Below are 24767 nucleotides of genomic sequence, written 5' to 3' on the forward strand. Positions count from 1 at the left end.
GCCGTCCAGCGGGAGCAAGCGCCCTCGCCACAGGATTTGCGTCAGTTACAGCTTTTCCAGCACCTGGATCACTTCGCTGAACCCCGGCCGCGCCAGCACATCCGGCTGACAGCAACGCTGTTCCAGCGCTTGCAGCCGCTCGCGCCGCTCATCGCTCAACCCTGAGTCGATGCGCGCCAGCAATTCCCCGAGCAGAATCCCGAACGCCCGCACTTCGATGCGTTGCAGCGCCCGGGTTTCCAGGTTGTCGGTGGTGGCATGGAACGACGCCGCGCCGAAATCCCCCAGCAAGCAATCGCCCTGATCGTTCAACAGAATGTTGTGGCCGTAGAGATCGCCGTGGGTGATGCCCTGTTGATGCAGGTGTTCAGCCGCCGAAGCGATGCCTTGGGCAATGTTCAACGCCACCTCTGCACTGAACCGGCAATCCTCGGCATACACATCCCGCGAGCAACTGGCCAGGCTTGGCAATGCCGCGAGGTTACGGAAGCTCGGATCGATCAGTTGCATCACCAGGCCATGTTGGCCGTCAGGATGATCGTGAATGCGGCCCTCCACGCGAATCAGGTTCGGGTGCAGGCCGGCGGTGATGCAGGCGTTCATTTCGTGCAGCGGCGACCCGTCGCTGGTCATTTCACCTTTATAGAGCTTCACTGCGACCGGCACCTGCGAGCCGTCGGCGCGCTGCCACAATGCCCGGGAAATCACCCCCGAAGCGCCTTCGCCCAAGCGTTGCTCCAGACGCAGCGCCGACCAGTCGATCAGCGGCGTGGCTTCCAGCGCGGCGGCGTCGGCTTCGGTTTCCAGCGGATTACCGGCATAGGCCAGCCAGGTCAGGCTTGGCAGGGTCAGCAACCATTGCGGCAGTTCGCGCAAGCGGTTGGCGGCGATGCGGATCAGCTCCAGACGGTGACATTGGCTCATGGAGGCCGGCAGCGTTTGCAGGCGATTGCCGGCCAGCAGCAGTTTTTGCAGGTAAGGACGCTCACCCAGTTCGGTCGGCAGGGTTTCGATGCAGTTGTCGGTCAGGATCAACCAGCGCAGCAGCGGCGGCAGTGCTGCGCCCGGCACGTGGCTGATGCGGTTGGCCTTGAAGCCGATCATCGTCAGCGCCGTGCATTGGCCGACACAGGCTGGCACCTCGGTGAAGTGGTTGTCCGAGCAGAACAGAATGCGCATTCGGGTCAGGCGATGCAGGTCGTCGGGCAGGCTGCTCAGGGCATTGCCGCTGAGGTTGAGTACCTCCAGCGTGTCGGCCAGCTCGAAAATCTCGCGGGGAAACTCGGTCAGACCGCAAGACAGATCAAGCCGGGTAATGCCCGACAACTCGCCGGCGCGCAATTGAGCAAGGGTGTGCATGTAGGTGTTCACTGTCCAGGGAAAGAAGCGCCGAGCGCTCGGAATGGGCGACATGATAACGGCAATGGCTGGATTTGCACTGAAGAACACTCTGATCCTCTGTGGGAGCGAGCTTGCTCGCGAAGGCGTCCTGTCAGTTAGTGATTTGTCACTGACACTCCGCTTTCGCGAGCAAGCCCGCTCCCACAATGGTGATCAATGGGCTCAGTGGATTTCCTGCAACTGCCCCAAACGGCTGCGGGTCCGGGCCAGGTCGATGGCATTGCCGCCGAGTGCCTCGCGCAGTGGCAGGCGGCTGAGCAGAGTCAGGTGTTTGTCCTGGTCGTAGAGCACGTCGATCAGGTTGATGAAGCGTTGTTGCGCGGCGATCGAGCACTCATCCAGTTCCGGCAGGTCGTCGATGATCCAGCGGTCGAAGCGCCGACACAGCTCCAGATAATCCATCACCGCCGTCGCTTGCTCACACACATCGTTGAACGTGAAGCCGACGGTGCGGCCCTCGCACAGACGTGCCTGAAAGTGCCGGGTGCCCACCGGCAAGGCAATGGCCGGCGCACCCTGCGGCGGCAGGTTCAAGGCCTGGCGCTGGGTCGCGGTGGCCGGCCACACATAGTGGCCTTGAGTGAACAACTGATGCGCATGATTGCTCGCCTGACTGCGGTAATCGTGGGGGCCGCCGACTTCCATGACCTGCATTCGCGCGTTGATCAAATCGATCACCGGTTTGAAACGCGCGTGATAGAGCGGGTTGGGCAGCAAGCCTTCCGGCGGATAGTTGGAGGTTACCAGCAACAGAATGCCGCGCTGGAACAAGGCCTTGAACAGGCGGGTAATGAGCATCGCATCGCCGATGTCATGCACATGAAATTCGTCGAAACACAGAACCCGGCAATCGTCCAACAGCTCGTCGAGGGTGACGGCGAGGGCATCGTCCTGTTCGCGATGGTCGAACATGCCCTGATGCAGCCGGGCGAAGAACGCATGGAAATGCACACGCTGCTTCTGCGCGGTCGGCAGTGCCTGGAAAAAACCGTCGAGCAGCCAGCTCTTGCCGCGTCCGACCGCACCATGCAGGTACAGGCTCGGCGGCGTTTGCGCGCTTGCACCGAACAACAGGCTGGCCTGCTGTGCCATGCAATCAATCACCCGCTGCTGGCTGTGGCTGAGGGTGTAACCCTGACCATGGGCCTTTTGCCGGAAGTATTCGTGGATCGAGCGGGCAATGGCGTCATGCCCGGCGTTGGCTGGCCTGCCTTTGGCGAACCAGCGGCGCAACGCCGACCAGCGCGGGGCCAGTGGCGATCGTTTGGGCGCTCGAGAGGGCACTGTGCAGTCACTCCGTGTTCATCAGACCGGCGCCCGGGAGCGCGGCGACGTAGTGTAACCAGAGGCTGCGCCGAGCTTCCATCGCGGTTCGTCGACTGTGGGCGATAACTGAACAACTTTGTGCGGGGCGTATAGCTTTTTTCAGCGATGTGATTCGCCGTGTTGCCAAACTTTCGAAACATATCCCGGCAGATCCATGGATCCAATCGACTGGCGGATTCGTCGACCGTTGCTAACCTGAAACACAGTAACGTCATCCGGGTGTTCCCTCACAAGGAATGAGGCAGTGATTACACGTGTGGTGGTGGCCCTGCTCGGGTGGCTTGGGGGCTCGGTGTACGCGGCGGAGCTTCAGGTCGAGGTTCGCGTTGATGTGCAGCGCGGTTGCCAACTGATCGGCCAGCAGCGCGAGGCGGGTATCGAACAACTGGGCGTACTGGATTTCGGCAGCGCGGCGCGCCTCGATGATCCGGCCGGGCCACTGGGTGCGGCGCTGACCAACCAACGCTTGCCGCGCCTGGAGTGCAACCCCGACACGCCGTATCAACTGCGTGTCGACGGCGGTCTGCATGGCGGGGTCGGCGAGGTTCGCTACCTGGTGGGGGCGGCGGGGAGCCAACCGATTCCTTACCGGCTGTATCAGGACGCGGCGCGGCGGGTGCCGCTGGTGGTGGACGTGCCGGTCAGCGGTCGGGTGCCGGACACCGGAACGGTGGAGTTGCCGCTGTATGGGCGAATCGAGCGCCTGGCGCAGGTGCCACAGGTCAGTCGGTATTCGGATCTGGTCAAAGTCACCGTGACGTGGTGATGACACGATTTCAGGCAATCCGCTGGAGGCGGGTTGCGCAGGGAAGGGGCGTTCAATGATGAACGCGAGTTTCGCAGGCATCCTGAAGGAGTAGGAAGGGCGCAATGACAGGCAAACACTGGATGGTCATCGCCACGGCTACGCTGCTGTTGCTCGCTGACGACGCACAGGCGGCGGTGAGTGGGCAGATACATGCGCGGCTGATCCTGATTGCCGGGTGCGAAGTCACCAACGGATCCAGTCCTGGAACCCCGGTCGGCAATCTCGGCTCCCTCGATTTCGGGCTGCAGGGGCCGACCTGGACTGCGCCGATCAAGGCCAGTCTCGACGCTGACAGCAGCGGCAGACTCAATGTTGCCTGCAACCCATCGGTCACCGGTTTCACCGTCACCATCAACGGTGGTACCCACGGTGATGGCAATACCCGGCGCCTGAGCAATGGTCGCCAGACCATCCCTTATCAACTCTATCTGGATGCTTCCGGCAGCCAGAGCTACAGCATTGGCCAACAGCACAATTTCGCTGTCACCAGCGGTGCGCAGATACCCATCCCGGTATTTGGCTCGGTGGTGGCGAATACCCGCGCGGTTCCGGCAGGGGTCTATACCGACACCCTGACGGTGACGCTCGACTGGTAAACCCGTAGAGGACGGACACCATGCGCAAGTTTGCATCAAGGATAGGTTTGTCATTGCTCGGCCTGACGCTGGTTTCCAGTGCCAATGCCGCCACCACCGTTACTGGCCAGATCACTTCCAGCCTGATCCTGACCAGCAGTTGTCAGGTCAACGGAGCCGGGGGCACCACCGGGCTGAACTTCGGTGCGTTGAACTTCGGTACCGCCAACAGCCTGTTCACCACCGCCACCGGACAGGTGTTGGGCGGTGGCGGCGGAGCGCTGTCGATTCTGTGTTCCAGTGGCACCACACCTACGGTCACGGTAGGCGCGGGTGCCAATGACGGAAAATCGACGGGGGGCGCCCGGGCGCTGTACGACGGCGTCGCCAATTACGTGCCGTACGACTTGTACACCGACTCCGGGTTCTCGACGCTGCTGCCCGTCAACGGCACGATCAATCTGGCTCCCAGCACCGGTACGGCGCAGACGGTGAATATCTACGGTCAGGCCAAAGGCAAGGCTGGTTTGCCGGCCGGAACCTACACCGACACCATCGCCGTGCAACTGACGTTCTGATGCCATGCGCCGTCAGCTCTGCGCCGCGCTGCTCCTGCTTTGTGCGGGCAGTGTGCCGCTGCCGCTGGGGGCGGCGACCAGCCAGAGCTTTCAGGTCAGCGCCACCATCACGCCGGGGTGCCTGGTGGTCGGCGGGGTGTCGAATTACGGCGGGCTGAATTTCGGCTCGCACTCGGCCCTGGCCACTGGCACGGTGCAAGTCGCACTGACCGGGGGCGTGCAGCTGCAATGCACGCCCGGAGTGACATTGAACATGAGCGTCGATGGCGGCCAGTACAACAGCAGCGGTCGCCACATGCAGATCAACAGCGGCAGTGCGCGGGTGGCTTACGCGCTGTTCCGTGATGCGGCTTACAGCCAGAGCCTGGGCATCGGTCAGAGCGTGGCGGTGGCCTATAGCGATGCGAACAACATCAGCCTGCCGATTTACGGTCAGGTGCAATTGCCGGGCAATCAGCCTGGGGGGACGTATAGCGACGTGTTGCAGGTGCAACTGTCGTGGTGAGTAGACGTTTGAATGGCCGACAAGGAGCAGGTTCATGGGGGCAGTTACGTCAGGGCATTGGGTTGTACGGTGCGCGATGCTGGCACTGGTCATGCTCGGGGGCGGCAGTGCGCAGGCCGCCAGTTCGGTGTTGATCTGGCCGATCGATCCGGTGCTGGAAGCCGATCAACAGGCCAGTGCGTTGTGGCTGGAAAACCGTGGCACGGAAACCGCCAACCTGCAGATCCGTGTGTTCGGCTGGAGCCAGAGCGGCTTTGAGGAGCAATACCAGAACCAGCGCGACGTGATCGGCAGCCCACCGGTGGCGAAGATCGAACCGGGGCAGAAACAACTGGTGCGTCTGACCCGAACCAAGGATGTGCCACCGGGGCAGGAACTGGCCTACCGGATCATCATCGACGAAATCCCTTCCGCTCAGCCGCCGGCTGCCGAGGGCGGCAAAACGGCGGCGGCGATCCGCTTCCAGATGCGCTATTCGGTGCCGTTGTTTGCTTACGGCGCGGGGCTGTGGAGCAAGGAGGACAGCACGCGCCCGCGTGATCCCAAAGGTATCGGTGTGCCGCAGCTGAGCTGGCGCACGGTGGCGGTGGACGGTCGGCCGTTCGTCGAGGTGCGCAACCAGGGCGCGGTACACGCGCGGCTGACCGACGTGGCAATCAAACAAGGTGGGCAAAGCAAGCCATTGGCCGAGGGGCTGCTGGGGTATGTGCTGCCGGGCGCGGTCATGCGCTGGCCGGCACCGGGGCCGTTGGCGAGCGAGTCGGCGTTGCAGGTGCGGGTCAATGGCGGGGCGCAGGTGCAGAGCATTGCGCCGGGACGCTGAACAAGGAGCCAATGCCGAGGACTTTTGTGGCTAGGGAGCTTGCTCCCGCTGGGTTGCGAAGCAGCCCCAAGTCAGGCGAGCGCGTAGTGTCAGTTAGTCCGCATAAACAGTTCTGACGACGGCTGCGCCGCCGAGCGGGAGCAAGCTCCCTCGCCACAATGAATTGCATCGTGTCGTCAATAAACCAGAGAAAGATAACTGGCTCAGGCAAGAGTGGCATCAGGAGGATCAAGTCCATTGACGGACGTAAAGCGTGTATGAGCCCGGGATGGGCTCGTCGTATTCAGCGTCCGTTGTGGCTCATCGGCGGCGCCTGTTGCCTGATGTTCGTTCAACCATCCGGGGCCGGTGAATTGCCGCCGCCTCCCAGCGGCATGGAGGCCGTGAGTGATGCACAGCTGTTTCTGGAATTGGTGGTCAATCAGATGAATACCGGGCGGGTGGTGGCGGTGCAGCAGCGCGACGGGCGGCTGTTTCTGCCGACCAGTGCGCTGCAGGAAACCGGCATGAAGCTGCCGGACAATGTGGGGGCTGAAGTCGATCTCGACAGCCTGCCGGGCTTGCACAGTGATTACGACAGCGTCGGCCAGCGCCTGCTGCTCGATGTGCCGCCGCAGTGGCTGCCAGAGCAATTGATCGGCAATCGGCAGAACTACCCGCGCACCCCGGCGCTGAGCAGTTTTGGCGCGCTGCTCAACTATGACCTGTACCTCAATGACACCGACGATGGCGGCACCTATCTGGCGGCGTGGAACGAGGTACGGCTATTCGACAGCTGGGGTACCTTGTCCAACACCGGGCAATACCGACGCACCTTGTCCGGCGATGCCGCCAGCACGCTGAACAACGGGTATCTGCGCTATGACAGCACTTGGCGCTATTCCGATGACGAACGCATGCTCACCTACGAGGCAGGTGACGTGATCAGCGGCGCCTTGCCGTGGAGCAATTCGGTGCGTCTGGGTGGTGTGCAGTTTTCCCGGGATTTTGCCGTGCGCCCGGACCTGGTGACCTATCCGCTGCCGCAATTTGCCGGTGAAGCGGCGGTGCCATCCTCCGTGGACCTTTTCATCAACGGCTACAAGTCCAGCAGCACCGATCTGCAACCGGGGCCGTACACGTTGACCAACATTCCGTTCATCAACGGTGCCGGCGAAGCTGTGGTGGTGACCACCGACGCGCTGGGCCGGCAGGTCTCGACCACGGTGCCGTTCTACGTCACCAGCAGCCTGCTGCAAAAAGGCCTGAGCGATTTCTCGGTGGCCGCCGGTACCTTGCGCCGCGACTACGGCTTGAAAGATTTCAGCTACGGCACCGGGGTATCTTCCGGCAGCCTGCGATACGGTGTCAGCGACAGCTTCACCCTGGAAGGCCACGCCGAAGCGGCTGACTCGCTGACCCTCGGCGGCATCGGCGGCAACTTGCGTCTGGGCAATTTCGGTGTACTCAACAGCGCGGTCAGCCAAAGCCGCTTCGACGGCGACGGCGGCCAGCAATTGAGCCTCGGTTATCAGTACAGCAGCCAACGCTACAGCTTTACCTATCAACGCCTGCAACGTCGCGACCAATACGCCGACCTGAGCGTGATCGACAGCCCTTACATCAGCCTCAGTCGGCGCAGCGAGCAGGCGACCCTGAGTGTCAGTCTCGACCGCTGGGGGAGCCTGGGCGCCGGTTATTTCGATGTGCGCGCGGCGGACGATTCGCGCACGCGGTTGCTCAACCTGAGCTGGAGCAAAGCACTGTGGCGCAACAGCAGCGTCTATCTGTCGGCCAACCGCGAGATTGGCGACAGCAATTGGGCGGTGCAGGCGCAACTGGTGATTCCGTTCGATCTGCGTGGCAGCCTGGCGATCAGCAGCGAGCGCAGCAAGACCGGGCAGAGTCAGCAGCGGGTCAATTACAGTCGTTCGGTACCGACTGAGGGCGGAGTCGGCTTCAATCTGGGTTACGCCAAGGGTGATGGCGCGGATTATCGTCAGGCCGACGTGACCTGGCGTCTGCAATCGGTGCAATTGCAGGCCGGTGTCTATGGCACTTCGGAGGCTGAAACCCGCTGGGCTGACGCCAGTGGCTCGCTGGTGTGGATGGACCGACAAGTGTTCGCCGCCAATCGCATCGATGACGCGTTTGTAGTGGTCAGCACCGACGGTTTTGCCGATATTCCGGTGCGCTACGAAAACCAGCAGGTCGGTCAGACCGATAAAAACGGTCACTTGCTGGTGCCGTGGAGTAGCGCCTACTACCGTGGCAAATACGAAATCGATCCGCTGAATTTGCCCGCCAACGTGCGCAGCCCCAACGTCGAACAGCGCATTGCCGTTCGCCGTGGCAGCGGCTATCTGCTGGAGTTTCCACTGACGCGGGTGGTTGCCGCGAGCATCGTGCTGGTGGATGCGCAGCAACGCGAACTGCCTTTGGGGGCGGGTGTGCTGCACGAACAGAGCGGTACGCGCACGGTGGTGGGCTGGGATGGTCTGGTCTATCTGGAAAACCTGCAGGCACAGAATTCGTTGCAGGTGACATTGGCCGACGGCAAGACCTGCAAGGCCCGATTCGACGTGGATACCCAGCAAAGCCAAGTGCCGCTGATCGGCCCGCTGGTGTGCCAATGATCGGTGCCCGAGTCTGCCTTTGTCTGGCGTTGCTGCTGCCGGGGGCGGCGCAGGCCCTGTGCTCGGTGGTCAGCACCACGCCGGCAGCGTTCGGTTCGATCAGCTCGATTGCCGTGCGCACCACGACGCAGCCCAGTTCCACGCTCAACGCCGGGTTGAGTTGTACCGGTTCGTTGCTGTCATTGCTGACCAGCAACGATCATTTCTACGCCACCATCACCTCGACCCAGAGCGGCTTGCTCGGGCCGACCGGCGACGTCATCGGCTACACGATCTACGCCAACAACAGCACCAGCTATCCGGTGACTCGCGGCACCGCCTATGACTTCGCGCGTAACGGCATCATCGATGCCTTGGGACTGCTCAACGGCACCACCCCGAAAACCGTGCCGCTGTATCTGGGCACGACCATTGGCAGCAACGTCGCCGCCGGGGTCTATACGGAAACCCTGAGCATTTTCTGGAACTGGAATTACTGCTCCGGGATCGGTATCGGCAGTGTTTGTCTGGGGCGCGACATCAATAGTGGTACCGCGACGTTGACCGTGAACCTGACCGTGTCCAACGACTGTACGATTACCGCGCCGAACATTGCCTTCGGCAGCGCACCGGTGATCAGCGCCTTTACCCCGGTGACCGGGCAGACGATCAATCTGGCCTGTACCAAGGGCAGTGCCTACACGGTCGGTTTGAGCGACGGGCAGAATCCGGTCAGTGTCGGCGGGCGACGACGGATGATTTCCGGGAGCAATTATCTGGCCTACGACATCTTCAAAAGCGCCGGCACCACTCGTTGGGGCAGTGTCGGTAGTGCGCGCCGGTCGAGCACCGATGCCGAGGTCAATCCGGGGAATGGCTTGGGCACGGGAAGCCAGATCTTCAATTACAACGCCAAGATCTACACCGATCAGACCACGCCGCCGGCGGGGACGTATCTGGACAATGTGGTGCTCGATGTTGGTTTCTGAGTCATACGATGAACCCAGGTGGGAGCGGGCTTGCTCGCGAAAGCGGCAGATCAGTCGACAACATTGTTGGATGACACACCGCTTTCGCGAGCAAGCCCGCTCCCACAGGGGTATGCAGCAGATTCAGAAAGGTTGAGATTGCTTGAGCACCTGCGCCGCCGGCGAGTCCGTCGGGCTGACCAGCGCGTAGTTGTATCCGCCACCGGACCAGTAATCGGCCTGCAGATCGCCGTCGCTGCGGCTGCCGCGTGGCAGGAAGGTGTTTTCAGGTCCCGGTGGTCGCACGTAGAAACTGATCTTGTGGCCGCTGCGATCCTCATACACCACCATCGCCGCCGGGCCTTCATCGGTGCTGAGCAGACGACCGCTGACCGGCTCGAAGCCGGCGGATTTCAGATCCGGCAAGCGACTGGCCCGGGTGAAATAGCGGTCGAGCCAATGCTGCATGTCGCCGTCACTGGCAACCTTGTAGTCCGCCGGCAGAATTCCCTGCTGGGCAATCAATCGATAGGCCTGCAAGGCATCGGTCATCGGTAGCGTGGAAGAGCGTACGAGGGTCATTTCCCGCGCCTGCCAGCCACTGAAACCGCCGATGCCGACCGCGATCAGCAACACCGCCGCGCTGGCCAGATGACGTCGCGACTGACGCTTGAGACGCTGGCGGATCAGCGCCGGTTCAAGCGCCGGATTGGCCGGTTGCTGCAATGCACCACCGAGTGCCGCGCGCAGTAGCTGGGCGTCGTGCTGCCAGGCGCGAACCTGCGCAGCCTCTTCCGGATGATTGACCAGCCAGGCGTCGAGTATCCGTCGGTCGGCCTCGTTGAGTTGATGGTCGACGTAAGCGTGCAGGTCACGCTCACTGGGAGGCATGCTGATCATTTGAGTATCCGCAAAGAAGGGCTGCTGATTTCGCCGTCGCTGAGCTGGCGCAGGGCCTGGCGGGCGCGGGACAGGCGCGACATCACAGTGCCGGTGGGGACGTTAAGGATTTCGGCGACTTCCTTGTAGCTCAGGCCTTCGACCGAGACCATCAGCAACAAAGCGCGTTGCTCGGTGGGCAGATGATCGAAGGCTCGCAAGGTGGATTGGGCGATGACTGTGCGTTCGGTCGAGGGCTCGGCATCGTCGCGACCAGTGAAGAATTCGAGCATTCGCGCATAACGGCGTGAGCGCCGATGGGCGTCGAGAAACTGCCGATAGAGGATCGCGAACAGCCATGCGCGCACATCACCCTCGGCGCGTTTTGCGCCCCAGCCGGACAGGGCCCGCTCGAGGCTGGCCTGTACCAGATCGTCGGCGCTGCTGCTGTTGCGGGTCAGTGACACGGCAAAGCGGCGCAATCTGGGAATGATTTCTCTCAACTGTTCGTCGAATTCGCTCATGAATTTCTGCTAGTCACTACGCTGTGGACTAGGGAGACGTCTGCCGTTCGAGGTTATTCCACGTTCGGAAAAATAAATACCGGGCCATGGAATAAATCCCGATGGGGTGCGTCTTGCTGATTCTTCCTACTTGTGGCCGATGGCCCTGGAGTTATTCATGGTTGATCGCACTTCACCGCCGGGCAGGCCGCCGCGCCCGCCCTTGAGTGCCGCGAGCACAGTGTTGCGTCTGACGGCGATTGCCGTGGTCGTTGCCGCTGTCGCCGGGGCGTTTGCCTACGTGCACGGTAATCTTGACCCACAACGTCTGACGCCCAAGGCGCTGGTTGATGTGCTGGAGAAAAACAACGGTGTGCATCCCGGGTTTCGGCGCAACCACGCCAAGGGCGTGTGCGTGATCGGGCATTTCGAGAGCAGTGGCGAGGCGCGGGCGTTTTCTGCCGCGCAGGTGTTCAACGAGGCGCAGACCCCGGTAGTCGGGCGCTTCGCCTTGCCGGCGGGGAATCCCTACGCCCCGGACAGCAGTGTGCCAATCCGCAGTCTGGCGTTGCGATTCACCCAGGCCAACGGTCAGCAATGGCGCACCGGGATGAACAGCATGCCGGTGTTCCCGGTCGGCACTCCCGAGGCGTTCTACCAATTGCAGCAGGCACAGTCGCCGGATCCGGCCACAGGTAAACCGGATCCGTCGAAAGTGCCGGCATTCTTCGCCGCCCACCCGGAAGCCGTGCCGTTTCTGACGTGGGTTAAGACCGCCAAACCGTCGGCTAGCTATGCCACTGAAACATACAACAGTGTGAATGCTTTCTATCTGGTCAACGCCAGTGGGCAGAAGCAGGCGGTGCGCTGGAGTGTCACGCCACTGGCGCGTGATGCCGCCGGAGCCTCGGCGCCGGAGGGTGCGGATTTTCTCGAGAAGGATCTGGTGCAGCGCCTGGCCGAAGGGCCGCTGCGCTGGCAACTGAACATCACCCTGGCCAACCCCGGTGATCCGGTGAACGATGCCAGCAAAGCCTGGCCCGAAGGCCGCAAGGTGATCAACGCCGGCACGCTGGTGCTGGAGAAGACTCAGCCGCAGCTCAGCGGCGAATGCCGCGACATCAACTACGATCCGCTGGTGCTGCCGGCCGGTATCGAAGGTTCCGACGACCCGCTGCTCGCCGCGCGTTCCGCCGGTTACGCCGATTCCTATCTACGGCGAACCAGTGAAGTCAGCCAATTGCCCGCCGCCAGACAGGAGGCTCGCCCATGAGCACGCAACCGACTCATTTCGCGCTGTTGGCGCGGCTGCTGCACTGGCTGATGGCGCTGATGATCATCGCCATGTTGTTCATTGGCGCCGGCATGGTCACTTCGGTTTCACAGCGGCATGAATGGCTGATTCATCTGCATAAACCGCTGGGCATCGCGATTCTGCTGCTGGTGGTCGTGCGCCTGTTGGTACGGTTTTCTACCCGACAGCCGCCGCTGCCGGCCGATCTGCCGGGCTGGCAGGTGATGGCGGCCAAGGCTTCGCATGTGTTGTTGTACGCGTTGATGCTGGTGCTGCCGGTACTCGGTTGGGCGATGATCAGTGCGTCGGGTGAGCCGGTGATGCTCAGCAATACCCTGCAATTGCCGTCGATCCTGCCGGCCGATGCGCAAGTGTTTGCCCTGCTGCGCAAGGCGCATGGCTATCTGGCGTACCTGTTGTTCCTGACGGTGCTGTTGCACCTGGCGGCGGCGCTGTTCCACGGTTGGGTGCGCCGCGACGAGGTGCTCGACAGCATGTTGCGCGGTCGCGATCGCGATTAACCCGCTTGTGTGGCGCACCGCTGGGGTGCGCCACTTTTCAGGGTCAGCCACCAATAACCCAGTGCCACTGCATTGATAGCGGCGCCAAGCAGACACACGCCGGTCCAACCAGACCAGGCGTACATCGCCGTCGAGGTAATCGAGCCCAATGCGCTGCCGATCGAATAGAACAGCATGTAGCCGGCGGTGAGGCGGCTTTGCGCTTCGGGACGCACACTGTAGATCATGCTCTGGCTGGTGACATGCACGGCCTGCAAGCCCAGATCGAGGGTGATAACCCCCAGCAACAGCGCCCACAACGAGGACTGGGTGAGGGCGATCGGCAGCCACGAAGCGAGCATCAGCAGCAGCGACAGGCCACTGACCCATTGGCCGAGGCCGCGATCAGCCAGATGTCCGGCACGCGCGGCGGCGAGTGCACCGGCGGCGCCGGCCAAGCCGAACAGGCCGATTTCACTGTGCGACAACGACAGCGGCGGGGCAGCCAGCGGCAGTACCATCGGCGTCCACAGGACCATGGCGCTGGCGAAGGTCAGCAACGCGATAATTGCCCGTTGGCGCAGCACCGGCTCTTGCCGGAACAGGCTGAACACCGAAGCGATCAGCGCGCCGTAACGGCTCGCGGGCTGCGCGGCTTCATCCTTGGGCAATACGCGCAACAGCAGCAGCGCCATCAGCAGCGTCAGACCCGCAGACAGCAGATAGATCGCGCGCCAACCCGCCAGATCAGCCATGGCCCCGGCAATCGTGCGAGCAAGCAGAATGCCGACGACGATGCCGCTGGTGACCACGCCGACCACGCGACCGCGCTGCGCCGGGATCGCCAGTGTCGCGGCGTACGCCACCAGCACTTGCGTCACCACCGCGAGCAAGCCGGTCAGGGTCATGCCGAGCAACAACCACACGCTGCTGGGCGCCAGCGCGATCATCAACAGCGCGGCGGCCGAGAGCAGGGTCTGGGTGACGATCAGTCGGCGTCGGTTGAGCAGGTCGCCGAGTGGCACCAGCAACACCAGACCGATGCCATAGCCGATCTGCGTCAGAGTGATGACGATGCCGATGGTGGCTGGCGACATGGCGAAGGCCTCGGCCATGGCGTCCAGCAGCGGTTGCGCGTAATACACGTTGCCCACGGCCAGTCCACAGGCGATGGCGAACAGCAGCACCACGCTGCTTTTGAGGGGTTGAGGTTGCATGCCCTGATTCCTTTTTGGGTTTCAAATTAAAACCAGAATCACGGTAAGCATTCTGGTTTTAATTTGCAACCTTGTTGGTCGTGGCGGTTGATCGCGCAAAAAAAAGATCGCAGACACAGCTGCGATCTTTGGGTGGAGCGGGGGAGGGATCAGCGCAGGGTGTCGACCATGTCGGCGATGGTGGTCAGCACGTCCTTGCCCAACTGTTTCGAGCGCTTGCCGGACCAGCCCGTTTCTTTGTTCGGATGGTCATCGTGATCCTTGAACGGCATTTCCAGGGTCAGCGACAGGCAGTCGTATTTCTGGCCGACAGCGTTGCAGGCCAGGGTCATGTTGGCCTGGCCCGGTTCGTCGCGGGTGTAGCCGTACTTGGTCTGGAAGTCTTTGGTGGTGTGTTTGAGGTGGGTGCGGAAATGCTCTTCGAGCTTCTCGATGCGCGGCGTGTAACCTGGGTTGCCTTCACAACCGGCGGTGAACACGTGGGGGATTTCCTCATCACCGTGTACGTCGAGGAACAGATCGACGCCGTACTTTTCCATCTGCTGCTGTACGAAAAGTACTTCGGGGCTGACGTCCTGACTGGCGCTCTGCCAGGCACGGTTCAAGTCCTGGCCCATGGCGTTGGTGCGCAGGTGACCGTGGAAGGCGCCGTCCGGGTTCATGTTCGGCACCAGATACAGGTCGGCACTGGCGAGCAGCGTGTTCAGCACGGGATCGTCGTGGCGTTCCAGGCGCTCGATCACGCCTTCCATGAACCATTCGGCCATGTGTTCGCCCGGGTGCTGTTGCGCGATGATCCAGACTTTGCGCTGACCTTCGGCGCCGCTGCCCTTGCGTAGCAGTTGAATGTCACGACCCTCGACGCTCTTGCCGGTGGCCAGCAGTTCGGTGCCGGCCTTGGTCAGCGCCTGCTCGATCAGCCAGTCATGACGACCGCGGCTGTAGGGTTCGAAGTAGGCGAACCAGGCATGGGTTTGCTCGGCTTCGAGGCAAAAGCGCAGGCTGTCGCCTTCAAAACTGGTGGGAATGCGGAACCAGTTGACGTGATCGTAGGAAGCGACGGCCTGATAGCCGGTCCAGGCTTTGTTGTAGGAGGACTGGCTGGCGTTGACCAGGCGAAACCAGTGTTCCTGATGAACATGCAGGCCGCTGGCCTTGAAGTGGAACCACTGAAAATGCGCGCTGCGGGTATCGGGGCGAATGGCCAGAACCGGGTTGAGCGGATTGGAGATGTCGATGACTTGGATGTTGCCGCTGTCGAAATTGGCGCTGATGTCGAACGAAGATTTGGCCACGGTCATATCGATTCCTGAATATGATTTTTATGGCGGCTACTTTACACGCAAGACTGGAGGGAAACCGAGGGAAATTGCGGCTTGCGGTGGGGGGCGTCTTCCATGACGCGCAAGCAGCTTAGAGACTGTGCAATTGATTCTCAAGTGCTAATTGTCATTGGTTTGCCCCAATCTGGCCGGGCTGAGCTTGCCAAGCGATATTCTTTTGATATTATCCGCGCCATCGAATTTGCAGCATCCAAAGACTTCATTAGCCTGAAGCCATAAGCCCGAACAACGGGCAAAAAAAAGACCCGGCAAAAAGCCGGGTCAAAAACCGTGATTAGCCTGATGAGGAGATAGTTCAGAGACCGACCTAAGGTCTCTGTTCCATCGACTGATCTCGCGACCAGTTGCTTGCAATAATAATCATTATCATTTGCAAGTCAAATGTTTTTATCTGCGCGATTGGAAAATTCTTTCCTGTCCGTCCTTTTTCCGTGTTCGTCAGAGCTGCTCGCCATCAATTGAATGGTCGACCATCGCTCGCGCCATATCCACCATATGCACCACCGAAAATGCCAGGTCACGGCTTGCGCCTTGCAGGTTTTCGGCTGCCTTGAAGGCGGTGGCGGTTGCGCAGCGCAGCAGATCCGAGGCGTGCACCAGAGCCTCTTCGCCACTGAGGTGGCGTTTCACATCGAAAAAACGCTCGTCGACTTCGGGTTCTGACACAGCTGGTTTCAAGTAATAGTCCAGTGCTCGCTGCGCTGCTGCGTTGCCCTGAGGGGAGGTGAACGTGGTGTCCATTTGCAGGTCGGGCAAGTCTTTACTGCTGATATTCATGGTGAAGGGTCACTCCTTGTTCAATTGAAAGTCCGTGCTTTCAGCATAGTACGATGCGTAGTTGTGACCAGAATTTAAATACTACAATATGTGTTTTGCCGGCCGAAGGCGGGCCGAGTAAGGTGCCGCACATGGATAAATGGATTGAGTTGGTCAAGGCCAAGATGAGTGAACTCAAAATCACTCAAACAGAGCTCGGAGAGCGCGTCGGCATGTCCCAGGGCGGGATCGGCCATTGGCTGAACAAACGTCGCGAGCCGGGCATCACGGAAATGAACCGCGTGTTGCAGGCGCTGGGCATGGACTTCCTGGAAGTGGTGCTGGTGATTCGCGAACCGCAGGAAGTCGACGATGACGAGATGCCACTGGCGCAGAAGTACAACCCGTATTTCCGCTATCCGGTCAGCGACTGGCACACCCCGTGCGAAGTGCGTGAGGGTGCATCCACGACTTACGCCGCGACGCCTGACAAGCAGCGTTTCGAACTGACGGATTATCACGCCCGTGGCGCGGCGTTCTGGCTGACAGTGACGGGAAATTCGATGACCGCACCTTCGGGCCAGAGCATCGCCGAAGGCATGTTGATCCTGGTCGATCCGGAAGTGGAAGTGGTGCCCGGCAAACTGGTAATTGCCCAGTGGCAAGGCTGCGATGAAGCGATCTTTCGCAAACTGGACGAAGAGGGCGGCCAGCGTTACCTGGTACCGCTCAATCCGACCTGGCCCAAAGCCCTGTTGACCGACGAGTGTCGAATCATCGGCGTGGTGGTTCAGGCTACGGCGCGTTTCTAGTCAGATCGATCCTCGTTTTGCGTAGGATCGATCTCCCATTTACACAGCTTCCAGTTCAACCAAAGCGCTGCCTTCGCCGACCATTTCACCTTCCTGGCAATACAGCGCTTTGACCACTCCCGCATGCGGCGCGCGGATGCTGTGCTCCATCTTCATCGCTTCCAGCACCACCAGTTGCGCACCGGCTTCGACCGACTGCCCGGCCTCCACCAACACCCGCACGATGCTGCCGTTCATTGGCGCGGTCAGACCGCCCTGATGGCTGTGGCTGGCGTCGACGGCGCTGATCGGGTCATACGCCTGAATGCGCCGCAACTCGCCGTCCCATTGCAGGTACAGCGAATCGCCCTGACGAATTGCCCGCAGGACACGGCGTACGCCATCGTGCTTGACCACCAGTGCTTCACCGGACAGTGTGGCGTTGCCTGAGCTATTCAGTGTCAGTGCCCGATCCTGGCCCTCGCAGCTCAAATGCAAAGTGACTTCTGCCGGCAGACCGGCGCGCAAACCATTGTTCAACGCCCACGGCGACCCCGGATCATCCGCCCGAACAGTACCCGGCAAACTCTGCGCGAAAGCCTGCGCTGCCGTATTCCAGAACCCATCACTCAGTTCACCCGGAGCCGGCAGCAGCGTTTCCTGATAACGCGGAATAAACCCGGTATCCAACTCCGCAGCGGCAAATGCCGGATGCGCAATGATCCGCCGCAGGAAGTTGATGTTGGTCTTCAAACCGCCAATCGCGAACTCATCGAGCATGCTCAACAGGCGCAGCCGCGCCTGCTCGCGATCCTCGCCCCAGGCAATCAGCTTGCCGAGCATCGGGTCGTAGAATGGCGAAATCTCGTCACCTTCTTCAACCCCGCTATCAACCCGCCGCCCCGGCCCTGCAGCCGATTCGCAGTAAAGCTCCAGACGCCCGGTGGCGGGCAGGAAATCATTCGACGGATCCTCTGCATACAGCCGCACTTCAATCGCATGGCCATTGAGCGGCACCTGATCCTGCGTGATCGGCAACGCTTCACCACGCGCCACACGAATCTGCCACGCCACCAGATCGAGGCCAGTGATCGCTTCGGTGACCGGGTGCTCGACCTGCAGACGCGTGTTCATCTCCATGAAGAAGAATTCGCCGCGCGCATCGAGCAGAAATTCCACGGTCCCCGCGCCGACGTAACCAATGGCCTGCGCCGAACGCACAGCCGCTTCGCCCATGGCCCGGCGCAGTTCCGGGGTCAGGCCCGGGGCCGGGGCTTCTTCGACGACTTTCTGGTGCCGGCGCTGGATCGAGCAATCACGCTCGTTGAGGTACAGGCAGTTGCCGTGCTGGTCAGCGAACACCTGGATTTCCACGTGACGCGGCTTGAGCAGGTATTTCTCCACCAGCATCCGCGAATCGCCGAACGACGACTGCGCTTCACGTTGCGCCGAGGCCAGGGCTTCGGCCAGTTGGCTGACGTCCTCGACGACTTTCATGCCTTTACCGCCGCCACCGGACGTGGCCTTGAGCAGCACCGGATAACCAATGCGTGCGCAGGCATCGCGGAAGGTTTCGAGATCCTGCGCCTCGCCGTGATAGCCCGGCACCAGCGGCACGCCGGCGGTTTCCATCAGCGCTTTGGCCGCGGATTTGCTGCCCATCGCGTCGATGGCCGAGGCGGGCGGGCCGAGGAAAATCAGCCCGGCCTGTTCAATGGCGCGGGCAAATCCGGCGTTCTCCGACAGAAAGCCGTAACCCGGGTGAATCGCCTGCGCTCCGCTGGCCTTGGCCGCCGCGATCAGCTTGTCGATTTGCAGATAGCTGTCGGCGGCTTTGCTGCCGCCGAGATCAACGCGGATATCCGCTTCGCGGCTGTGCCGCGCTTCGCGGTCGGTGGCGCTGTGCACGGCGACTGTGGTCAGGCCCAGCGCCTTGGCGGTACGCATGACCCGGCAAGCGATTTCGCCGCGGTTGGCCACCAGCAGGGTGGTGAGAACAGGTGCGCTCATCAACGCGGCTCCTTGGTGGTGGATGCGGCTTGCCAGCTCGGCGCACGTTTTTGCAGAAAGGCGCGCAGGCCTTCCTGGCCTTCTGGGCTGACGCGGATGCGCGCGATGGCGTTTTCGGTGTAACGGCGCAGGGCCGGGGTCAGCGCGCCGTTGCCCACTTCGCGCAGCAGATCTTTACTGGCGCGCATCGCGGCGGGGCTGTTGAGCAGCAGGTTGTCGGTCCATTGTTCGACGGCTTGATCAAGCTCGGCGGCCGGGTAGCTTTCGGACAACAAACCGATTTCCCGCGCCCGCTGCCCGCCAAAACGCTCGGCGGTCAGGGCATAACGACGTGCAGCACGTTCGCCGATGGCTTGCACCACGAACGGACTGATCACCGCCGGCGCCAGACCAATGCGCACTTCCGACAGACAGAATTGCGCATCGTCGGCGCCGATTGCCATGTCGCAGCAACTGATCAGCCCCAGCGCACCGCCGAACGCCGCACCCTGCACCACGGCCAGGGTCGGGATTTTCAGCTTGGCGAGGTTGTACATCAGCTCCGCCAGTTCGCGGGCGTCGTCCAGATTGGTGTGGTAATCGAGTTCAGCCGATTGCTGCATCCACGCCAGATCGGCGCCGGCGCTGAAGTGCCGGCCACGCCCGCGCAGCAGAAGGAAACGCAGGCTGGCGTCGCTGGCGACCTTGTCCAGTGCGAGGATCAGTTCGCGGATCATTTCGGCGTTGAACGCGTTGTTCTTTTCCGCACGATTGAGCCACAGGGTGGCGAAACCCCGAGGATCGTTGTGCAGTTCGAGGGTGTTGAAGTCGCTCATATTCATCCGTCTCCACGGTTTCTGTGGGAGCGGGCTTGCTCGCGAAGACGGTCTGTCAGTTGCGGATACGTCGACTGATACACCGCTTTCGCGAGCAAGCCCGCTCCCACAAAAAAGCATCACATCCGGAACACGCCGAAGCGGCTCGGTTCGATAGGTGCGTTCAACGACGCGGACAAAGCCAGGCCCACCACGTCGCGAGTCTGCGCCGGGTCGATAACGCCGTCGTCCCACAGCCGTGCGCTGGAGTAGTAGGGGTGACCCTGCTCTTCGTACTGATCGAGGATCGGTTGCTTGATCTCGGCTTCCTGCGCGGCGCTGAAGGTCTGGCCGCTGCGTTCGGCCTGCTCGCGCTTGACTTGCACCAACACGCCCGCGGCCTGCTCGGCGCCCATCACGCCGATGCGCGCATTCGGCCACATCCACAGGAAACGCGGATCGTAAGCGCGCCCGCACATGCCGTAGTTACCGGCGCCGAAGCTACCGCCGATGATCACGGTGAATTTCGGCACTTTGGCGCAGGCCACGGCGGTCACCAGTTTCGCGCCGTGCTTGGCGATGCCGCCGGCCTCGTATTTCTGGCCGACCATGAACCCGGTGATGTTCTGCAGGAACAGCAGCGGAATGCCGCGCTGGCAGGCCAGTTCGATGAAGTGCGCGCCTTTCTGCGCGGCTTCGGCGAAGAGGATGCCGTTGTTGGCGAGGATCGCGATCGGGTAGCCATGCAAGTGCGCAAAACCGCAGACCAGCGTGGTGCCGAACAGCGCCTTGAATTCATCAAACACCGAACCGTCGACCAGTCGTGCAATCACTTCGCGCACATCGAACGGTTGCTTGGCATCGGCCGAAACCACACCGTACAACTCGTCGCTGGCATACAGCGGCGCAATCGGCGTGCGCTGCTGCACCTCGCCGAGCTTGCGCCAATTGAGGTTGGCGACGCTGCGGCGGGCGAGGGCGAGGGCGTGCTCGTCGCTCTCGGCGTAATGATCGGCGACCCCGGAAATCTTGCAGTGCACATCGGCACCGCCAAGATCTTCAGCGCTGACCACTTCACCGGTCGCGGCTTTCACCAGCGGTGGGCCGGCGAGGAAGATCGTTGCCTGATTGCGCACCATGATTGCTTCGTCCGCCATCGCCGGCACATAGGCGCCGCCCGCGGTGCACGAACCCATGACCACGGCGATCTGCGGAATGCCCATGGCGCTCATGTTGGCCTGGTTGAAGAAGATCCGGCCAAAGTGCTCGCGATCCGGGAACACCTCGTCCTGACGCGGCAGGTTGGCGCCGCCCGAGTCCACCAGATAGATGCACGGCAGGCGGTTCTGCTGGGCGATGGTCTGCGCGCGCAGGTGTTTTTTCACGGTCAGCGGGTAGTACGAGCCACCCTTCACCGTCGCGTCGTTGGCGACGATCATGCACTCGACGCCTTCGACCCGGCCGATTCCGGCGATCACGCCCGCAGCGGGAACGTCTTCGCCATACACCGCGTGCGCGGCGAGCTGGCTGATCTCGAGAAACGGCGAGCCCGGATCGAGCAGGCGGTTGATGCGTTCGCGCGGGAGCAACTTGCCCCGCGAGGTGTGACGTTCCTGGGCTTTCGCGCCGCCGCCCTGCGCCACTTGGGCGAGCAGGGTGTGCAGAGCGTCGACCTGTTCAAGCATCGCCGCGCTGTTGGCGGCGAACTCCGCTGAACGGGGATTGAGCTGGGTATGCAGGATAGCCATGTGCAGCTCCGTTTTAGCGGGTTTCGTTGAACAGTTCGCGGCCGATCAGCATGCGCCGGATCTCACTGGTGCCCGCGCCGATTTCGTACAGCTTGGCGTCACGCAGCAGACGCCCGGCCGGGAATTCGTTGATGTAGCCGTTACCGCCGAGAATCTGGATCGCGTCGAGGGCCATTTGCGTGGCGCGCTCGGCGGTGTAGAGGATCACCCCGGCGGCGTCCTTGCGCGTGGTTTCGCCACGCTCGCAGGCCTGAGCGACTGCATACAGGTAGGCGCGGCTGGCGTTGAGCTGGGTGTACATGTCGGCGACCTTGCCCTGGATCAGCTGGAATTCGCCGATGCTCTGGCCGAACTGCTTGCGGTCGTGGATGTACGGCACGATCAGGTCCATGCACGACTGCATGATGCCGGTCGGGCCGCCGGACAGCACCACGCGTTCGTAGTCGAGGCCGCTCATCAACACCTTCACGCCGCCGTTGAGCACGCCGAGGATGTTTTCTTCCGGCACTTCGACGTCATCGAAGAACAGCTCGCAAGTGTTGGAGCCGCGCATGCCGAGCTTGTCGAACTTGTTGCTGCGGCTGAAGCCTTTCCAGTCGCGTTCGACGATGAACGCGGTGATGCCGTGCGGGCCTTTTTCCAGGTCGGTCTTGGCGTAAATCACGTAGGTGTTGGCGTCAGGGCCGTTGGTGATCCAGGTCTTGCTGCCGTTGAGGACGAAGCGGTCGCCACGTTTGTCGGCGCGCAATTTCATCGAAACCACATCGGAACCGGCGTTTGGCTCGCTCATGGCGAGGGCGCCGACGTGTTCGCCGCTGATCAGCTTCGGCAGGTATTGGCTTTTCTGTTCGTGGTTGCCGTTGCGGTTGATCTGGTTGACGCAGAGGTTGGAGTGCGCGCCGTAGGACAGCGCCACCGAGGCCGAGCCACGGCTGATTTCTTCCATCGCCACCACATGCGCCAGGTAACCCAGACCCGCACCGCCGTACTCTTCCGGCACGGTGATACCCAGCAGGCCCATGTCACCGAATTTGCGCCACATGTCGGCGGGGAACAGGTTGTCGCGGTCGATCTGCGCAGCGCGTGGGGCGATCTGATCGGCGACGAAGGACTGAACCTGATCGCGCAGCATGTCGATGGTTTCACCGAGGGCGAAGTTCAGGGATGGGTAGCTCATGGGGCACCTTTTGGCTTTTTTGTAGGGTGGGGAGGGCGGTCAATGGCTCTCACCTTTACGTTAACGTAAGCCTGTGACGAATGACTGTCAATCACCCTTTACGTTAACGTCAACTTGGGCGAGAGTAAGAGCACCTCAGGATTGAAAGCGGACTTTCCCATGTGGGAGCGAGCTTGCTCGCGAAGGCGTCAGCTCAGTCGACACGGATGTTGAATCAGATGGCGTCTTCGCGAGCAAGCTCGCTCCCACAGGAATTAAATCTCGGTAAACCCACTAATAAAGACAATAGGGGTCGTCATGGATCAACCCAGTGCAAACCCGCAGCGCAGCTACACCCGTGGTTCCCAGGACAAAGCCTTGCTGGCGATGACCATCGGGCAGAAGTTCGACCAGACTGTCGCGCAACACCCCCACGGCGAGGCGCTGGTGGTGCGGCATCAGCAGTTGCGCTACTCCTGGCAGCAATTGGCCGATAGCGTCGATCTGCACGCCAGAGCGTTGCTGGCGCTGGGTTTGCAGGCGGGGGATCGGCTCGGTATCTGGGCGCCGAACTGTGCGCAGTGGTGCATCACGCAAATCGCCACGGCGAAGATCGGCGTGATTCTGGTCAACATCAATCCGGCCTACCGCAGCTCCGAACTGGAATACGTGCTCAAGCAGTCCGGTTGCCAGTGGCTGGTCTGCGTCGGCGCGTTCAAATCCTCCAACTACCACGCCATGCTGCAAGGGCTGGTGCCGGAACTGGCAGAGCAATCCATCGGCCATTTGCGCAGCGAACGCCTACCGGATTTGCGCGGGGTGATCAGCCTCGATGCGCAGCCGCCATCAGGCTTCCTGCCGTGGTCGCAACTGGCCGATCTGGCGAGCAGTGTTTCGCCCGAACAGTTGCGCGAACGCAGCGACAGCCTGCACTTCGATCAACCGGTGAACATCCAGTACACCTCCGGCACCACCGGTTTCCCCAAGGGCGCGACCCTCAGTCACTACAACATCCTCAACAACGGTTACATGGTCGGTGAAAGCATCGGCCTGACCCCGAGCGACCGCCTGGTGATTCCGGTGCCGCTCTACCACTGCTTCGGCATGGTCATGGGCAACCTCGGCTGTATCACCCACGCCAGCACCATGATTTATCCCAACGACGCGTTCGACCCGTTACTGACCCTGCAAACCGTCGCCGAAGAACAAGCCACCGGCCTGTACGGCGTGCCGACCATGTTCATCGCCATGCTCGATCAACCGCTGCGTGGCGAATTCGATCTGTCGAGTCTGCGCACCGGGATCATGGCTGGCGCGACTTGCCCGATCGAAGTCATGCGTCGGGTCATCAGCGAGATGCACATGAGCGAAGTGCAGATCGCCTACGGCATGACCGAGACCAGTCCGGTGTCGCTGCAGACCGGACCAAACGACGAACTGGAATTGCGCGTGACCACCGTCGGCCGTACCCAGCCGCAACTGGAAAGCAAGATCATCGACGAGGCCGGCAACCTGGTGCCGCGCGGCACCATCGGTGAACTCTGCACCCGCGGTTACAGCGTGATGCTCGGTTACTGGAACAACTCGCAAGCCACGGCCGAAGCCATCGATGAGGCAGGCTGGATGCACACCGGCGACCTGGCGAGCATGAACGATGAGGGGTACGTGAACATCGCCGGGCGCAATAAGGACATGATCATCCGGGGTGGCGAGAACATTTATCCGCGTGAGCTGGAGGAGTTTTTCTTCACCCACCCGGCGGTGGCGGATGTGCAGGTGATCGGCATTCCGTGCTCGCGTTACGGTGAGGAAATTGTCGCCTGGATCAAATTCCACCCCGGCCACAATGCTTCCGAACTGGAGTTGCAAGCCTGGTGCAAGGAGCGCATCGCGCACTTCAAGACGCCACGGCACTTCAAGTTCGTCGAAGAGTTTCCGATGACGGTGACGGGGAAGATCCAGAAATTCCGGATGCGTGAGATCAGTATCGAGGAGTTAAAAACAATCGAACGGTAACCACCACCCCTGTGGGAGCGGGCTTGCTCGCGAATGCGGAGTGTCAGGCGACAAATTTGTACCTGATACACCGCATTCGCGAGCAAGCCCGCTCCCACAATGGAGATAGAGTATTTTCAGGAATCACAGACAGCACAAAGGGGAGCCGAAGCTCCCCTTTAATTTTGTCGTCGCGTGCTCTT

At 61.6% G+C, this 24767-nt stretch carries 23 protein-coding genes; 12 read left to right on the forward strand and 11 right to left on the reverse strand.

All coding sequences use genetic code 11. From position 1 onward, the window contains the following. Window positions 1–45: 45 nt before the first annotated feature. Window positions 46–1359, reverse strand: coding sequence for a protein kinase (locus ACVHNU_RS06865; RefSeq protein ID WP_473019284.1), 1314 nt, complete (start codon window positions 1357–1359; stop codon window positions 46–48). A 204-nt stretch (window positions 1360–1563) separates the two neighbouring features. Beyond that, complete coding sequence (gene zapE / locus ACVHNU_RS06870) at window positions 1564–2685, reverse strand: cell division protein ZapE (protein WP_003223664.1); 1122 nt, start codon at window positions 2683–2685, stop codon at window positions 1564–1566. Window positions 2686–2971: 286 nt separating this feature from the next. Between zapE and ACVHNU_RS06875 the strand changes: the two genes are divergently transcribed. The 7 genes from ACVHNU_RS06875 (at window position 2972) to ACVHNU_RS06905 (ending at window position 9599) form a co-directional block, all read left to right on the forward strand. Then, window positions 2972–3493: a Csu type fimbrial protein gene (locus ACVHNU_RS06875; protein ID WP_473019285.1), complete on the forward strand. Its 522-nt coding sequence runs from the start codon at window positions 2972–2974 to the stop codon at window positions 3491–3493. A 104-nt stretch (window positions 3494–3597) separates the two neighbouring features. Further along, the gene (locus ACVHNU_RS06880) at window positions 3598–4131 is read left to right on the forward strand and encodes a Csu type fimbrial protein (RefSeq protein ID WP_201138164.1); all 534 of its coding nucleotides are present in this window, start codon (window positions 3598–3600) and stop codon (window positions 4129–4131) included. Between the two features lie 20 nt (window positions 4132–4151). Then, a complete protein-coding gene (locus tag ACVHNU_RS06885) occupies window positions 4152–4688 on the forward strand; it encodes a Csu type fimbrial protein (RefSeq protein ID WP_003223669.1) in 537 nt (178 codons plus the stop codon). Window positions 4689–4692: 4 nt separating this feature from the next. Continuing rightward, window positions 4693–5193, forward strand: coding sequence for a Csu type fimbrial protein (locus ACVHNU_RS06890; RefSeq protein ID WP_003223672.1), 501 nt, complete (start codon window positions 4693–4695; stop codon window positions 5191–5193). Window positions 5194–5227: 34 nt separating this feature from the next. Beyond that, window positions 5228–6016, forward strand: a complete 789-nt coding sequence (locus ACVHNU_RS06895) for a fimbrial biogenesis chaperone (protein ID WP_473019286.1) — start codon at window positions 5228–5230, stop codon at window positions 6014–6016. A 257-nt stretch (window positions 6017–6273) separates the two neighbouring features. Further along, window positions 6274–8631, forward strand: a complete 2358-nt coding sequence (locus ACVHNU_RS06900) for a fimbria/pilus outer membrane usher protein (RefSeq protein ID WP_473019287.1) — start codon at window positions 6274–6276, stop codon at window positions 8629–8631. Continuing rightward, complete coding sequence (locus ACVHNU_RS06905; RefSeq protein ID WP_262143132.1) at window positions 8628–9599, forward strand: Csu type fimbrial protein; 972 nt, start codon at window positions 8628–8630, stop codon at window positions 9597–9599. The genes ACVHNU_RS06900 and ACVHNU_RS06905 overlap by 4 nt, the downstream gene beginning before the upstream one ends. 123 nt (window positions 9600–9722) lie before the next feature. Here ACVHNU_RS06905 and ACVHNU_RS06910 read toward each other — a convergent pair whose 3' ends face one another. Next, window positions 9723–10478 carry an anti-sigma factor family protein gene (locus ACVHNU_RS06910; RefSeq protein WP_226501291.1) on the reverse strand — a complete coding sequence of 252 codons (756 nt, stop codon included), beginning with the start codon at window positions 10476–10478 and terminating at the stop codon, window positions 9723–9725. After that, the gene (locus ACVHNU_RS06915; protein ID WP_003223683.1) at window positions 10475–10981 is read right to left on the reverse strand and encodes an RNA polymerase sigma factor; all 507 of its coding nucleotides are present in this window, start codon (window positions 10979–10981) and stop codon (window positions 10475–10477) included. Before ACVHNU_RS06915 ends, ACVHNU_RS06910 begins: the two co-directional genes overlap by 4 nt. Window positions 10982–11138: 157 nt before the next feature. Between ACVHNU_RS06915 and ACVHNU_RS06920 the strand changes: the two genes are divergently transcribed. Both ACVHNU_RS06920 and ACVHNU_RS06925 read left to right on the forward strand, forming a co-directional pair. Then, on the forward strand, window positions 11139–12233 hold the full coding sequence (locus tag ACVHNU_RS06920; protein WP_473019288.1) for a catalase family peroxidase: 1095 nt from the start codon (window positions 11139–11141) through the stop codon (window positions 12231–12233). Beyond that, window positions 12230–12775, forward strand: a complete 546-nt coding sequence (locus tag ACVHNU_RS06925) for a cytochrome b (RefSeq protein ID WP_003223686.1) — start codon at window positions 12230–12232, stop codon at window positions 12773–12775. Before ACVHNU_RS06920 ends, ACVHNU_RS06925 begins: the two co-directional genes overlap by 4 nt. Here the strand turns inward: ACVHNU_RS06925 and ACVHNU_RS06930 are convergent. Then, the gene (locus tag ACVHNU_RS06930; RefSeq protein ID WP_473019289.1) at window positions 12772–13971 is read right to left on the reverse strand and encodes an MFS transporter; all 1200 of its coding nucleotides are present in this window, start codon (window positions 13969–13971) and stop codon (window positions 12772–12774) included. The genes ACVHNU_RS06925 and ACVHNU_RS06930 overlap by 4 nt on opposite strands. A gap of 149 nt (window positions 13972–14120) precedes the next feature. Beyond that, window positions 14121–15272: a M14 family metallopeptidase gene (locus tag ACVHNU_RS06935; RefSeq protein WP_003223690.1), complete on the reverse strand. Its 1152-nt coding sequence runs from the start codon at window positions 15270–15272 to the stop codon at window positions 14121–14123. A 96-nt stretch (window positions 15273–15368) separates the two neighbouring features. Between ACVHNU_RS06935 and ACVHNU_RS06940 the strand changes: the two genes are divergently transcribed. Next, complete coding sequence (locus ACVHNU_RS06940) at window positions 15369–15533, forward strand: hypothetical protein (RefSeq protein ID WP_157160359.1); 165 nt, start codon at window positions 15369–15371, stop codon at window positions 15531–15533. 219 nt (window positions 15534–15752) lie between these two features. On the opposite strand, the gene ACVHNU_RS06945 is transcribed toward ACVHNU_RS06940, so the two are convergent. After that, the gene (locus tag ACVHNU_RS06945; RefSeq protein WP_473019290.1) at window positions 15753–16091 is read right to left on the reverse strand and encodes a DUF6124 family protein; all 339 of its coding nucleotides are present in this window, start codon (window positions 16089–16091) and stop codon (window positions 15753–15755) included. Between the two features lie 131 nt (window positions 16092–16222). Between ACVHNU_RS06945 and ACVHNU_RS06950 the strand changes: the two genes are divergently transcribed. Next, window positions 16223–16882: a LexA family protein gene (locus ACVHNU_RS06950; protein WP_473019291.1), complete on the forward strand. Its 660-nt coding sequence runs from the start codon at window positions 16223–16225 to the stop codon at window positions 16880–16882. Window positions 16883–16921: 39 nt separating this feature from the next. Here ACVHNU_RS06950 and ACVHNU_RS06955 read toward each other — a convergent pair whose 3' ends face one another. From ACVHNU_RS06955 to ACVHNU_RS06970, 4 genes are all read right to left on the reverse strand, one after another. Continuing rightward, a complete protein-coding gene (locus ACVHNU_RS06955; protein WP_473019292.1) occupies window positions 16922–18871 on the reverse strand; it encodes an acetyl/propionyl/methylcrotonyl-CoA carboxylase subunit alpha in 1950 nt (649 codons plus the stop codon). Continuing rightward, the gene (locus ACVHNU_RS06960) at window positions 18871–19686 is read right to left on the reverse strand and encodes a gamma-carboxygeranoyl-CoA hydratase (protein WP_473019293.1); all 816 of its coding nucleotides are present in this window, start codon (window positions 19684–19686) and stop codon (window positions 18871–18873) included. Before ACVHNU_RS06960 ends, ACVHNU_RS06955 begins: the two co-directional genes overlap by 1 nt. Before the next feature lie 119 nt (window positions 19687–19805). Further along, window positions 19806–21413 carry a carboxyl transferase domain-containing protein gene (locus tag ACVHNU_RS06965; RefSeq protein WP_473019294.1) on the reverse strand — a complete coding sequence of 536 codons (1608 nt, stop codon included), beginning with the start codon at window positions 21411–21413 and terminating at the stop codon, window positions 19806–19808. Between the two features lie 13 nt (window positions 21414–21426). Next, window positions 21427–22590, reverse strand: coding sequence for an isovaleryl-CoA dehydrogenase (locus tag ACVHNU_RS06970; RefSeq protein ID WP_003223703.1), 1164 nt, complete (start codon window positions 22588–22590; stop codon window positions 21427–21429). Between the two features lie 297 nt (window positions 22591–22887). On the opposite strand from ACVHNU_RS06970, the gene ACVHNU_RS06975 reads away from it, so the two are divergent. After that, on the forward strand, window positions 22888–24585 hold the full coding sequence (locus tag ACVHNU_RS06975; protein ID WP_473019295.1) for an AMP-binding protein: 1698 nt from the start codon (window positions 22888–22890) through the stop codon (window positions 24583–24585). Window positions 24586–24767: the final 182 nt, after the last annotated feature.

The organism is Pseudomonas sp. Ors-4-3C (assembly GCF_055755035.1).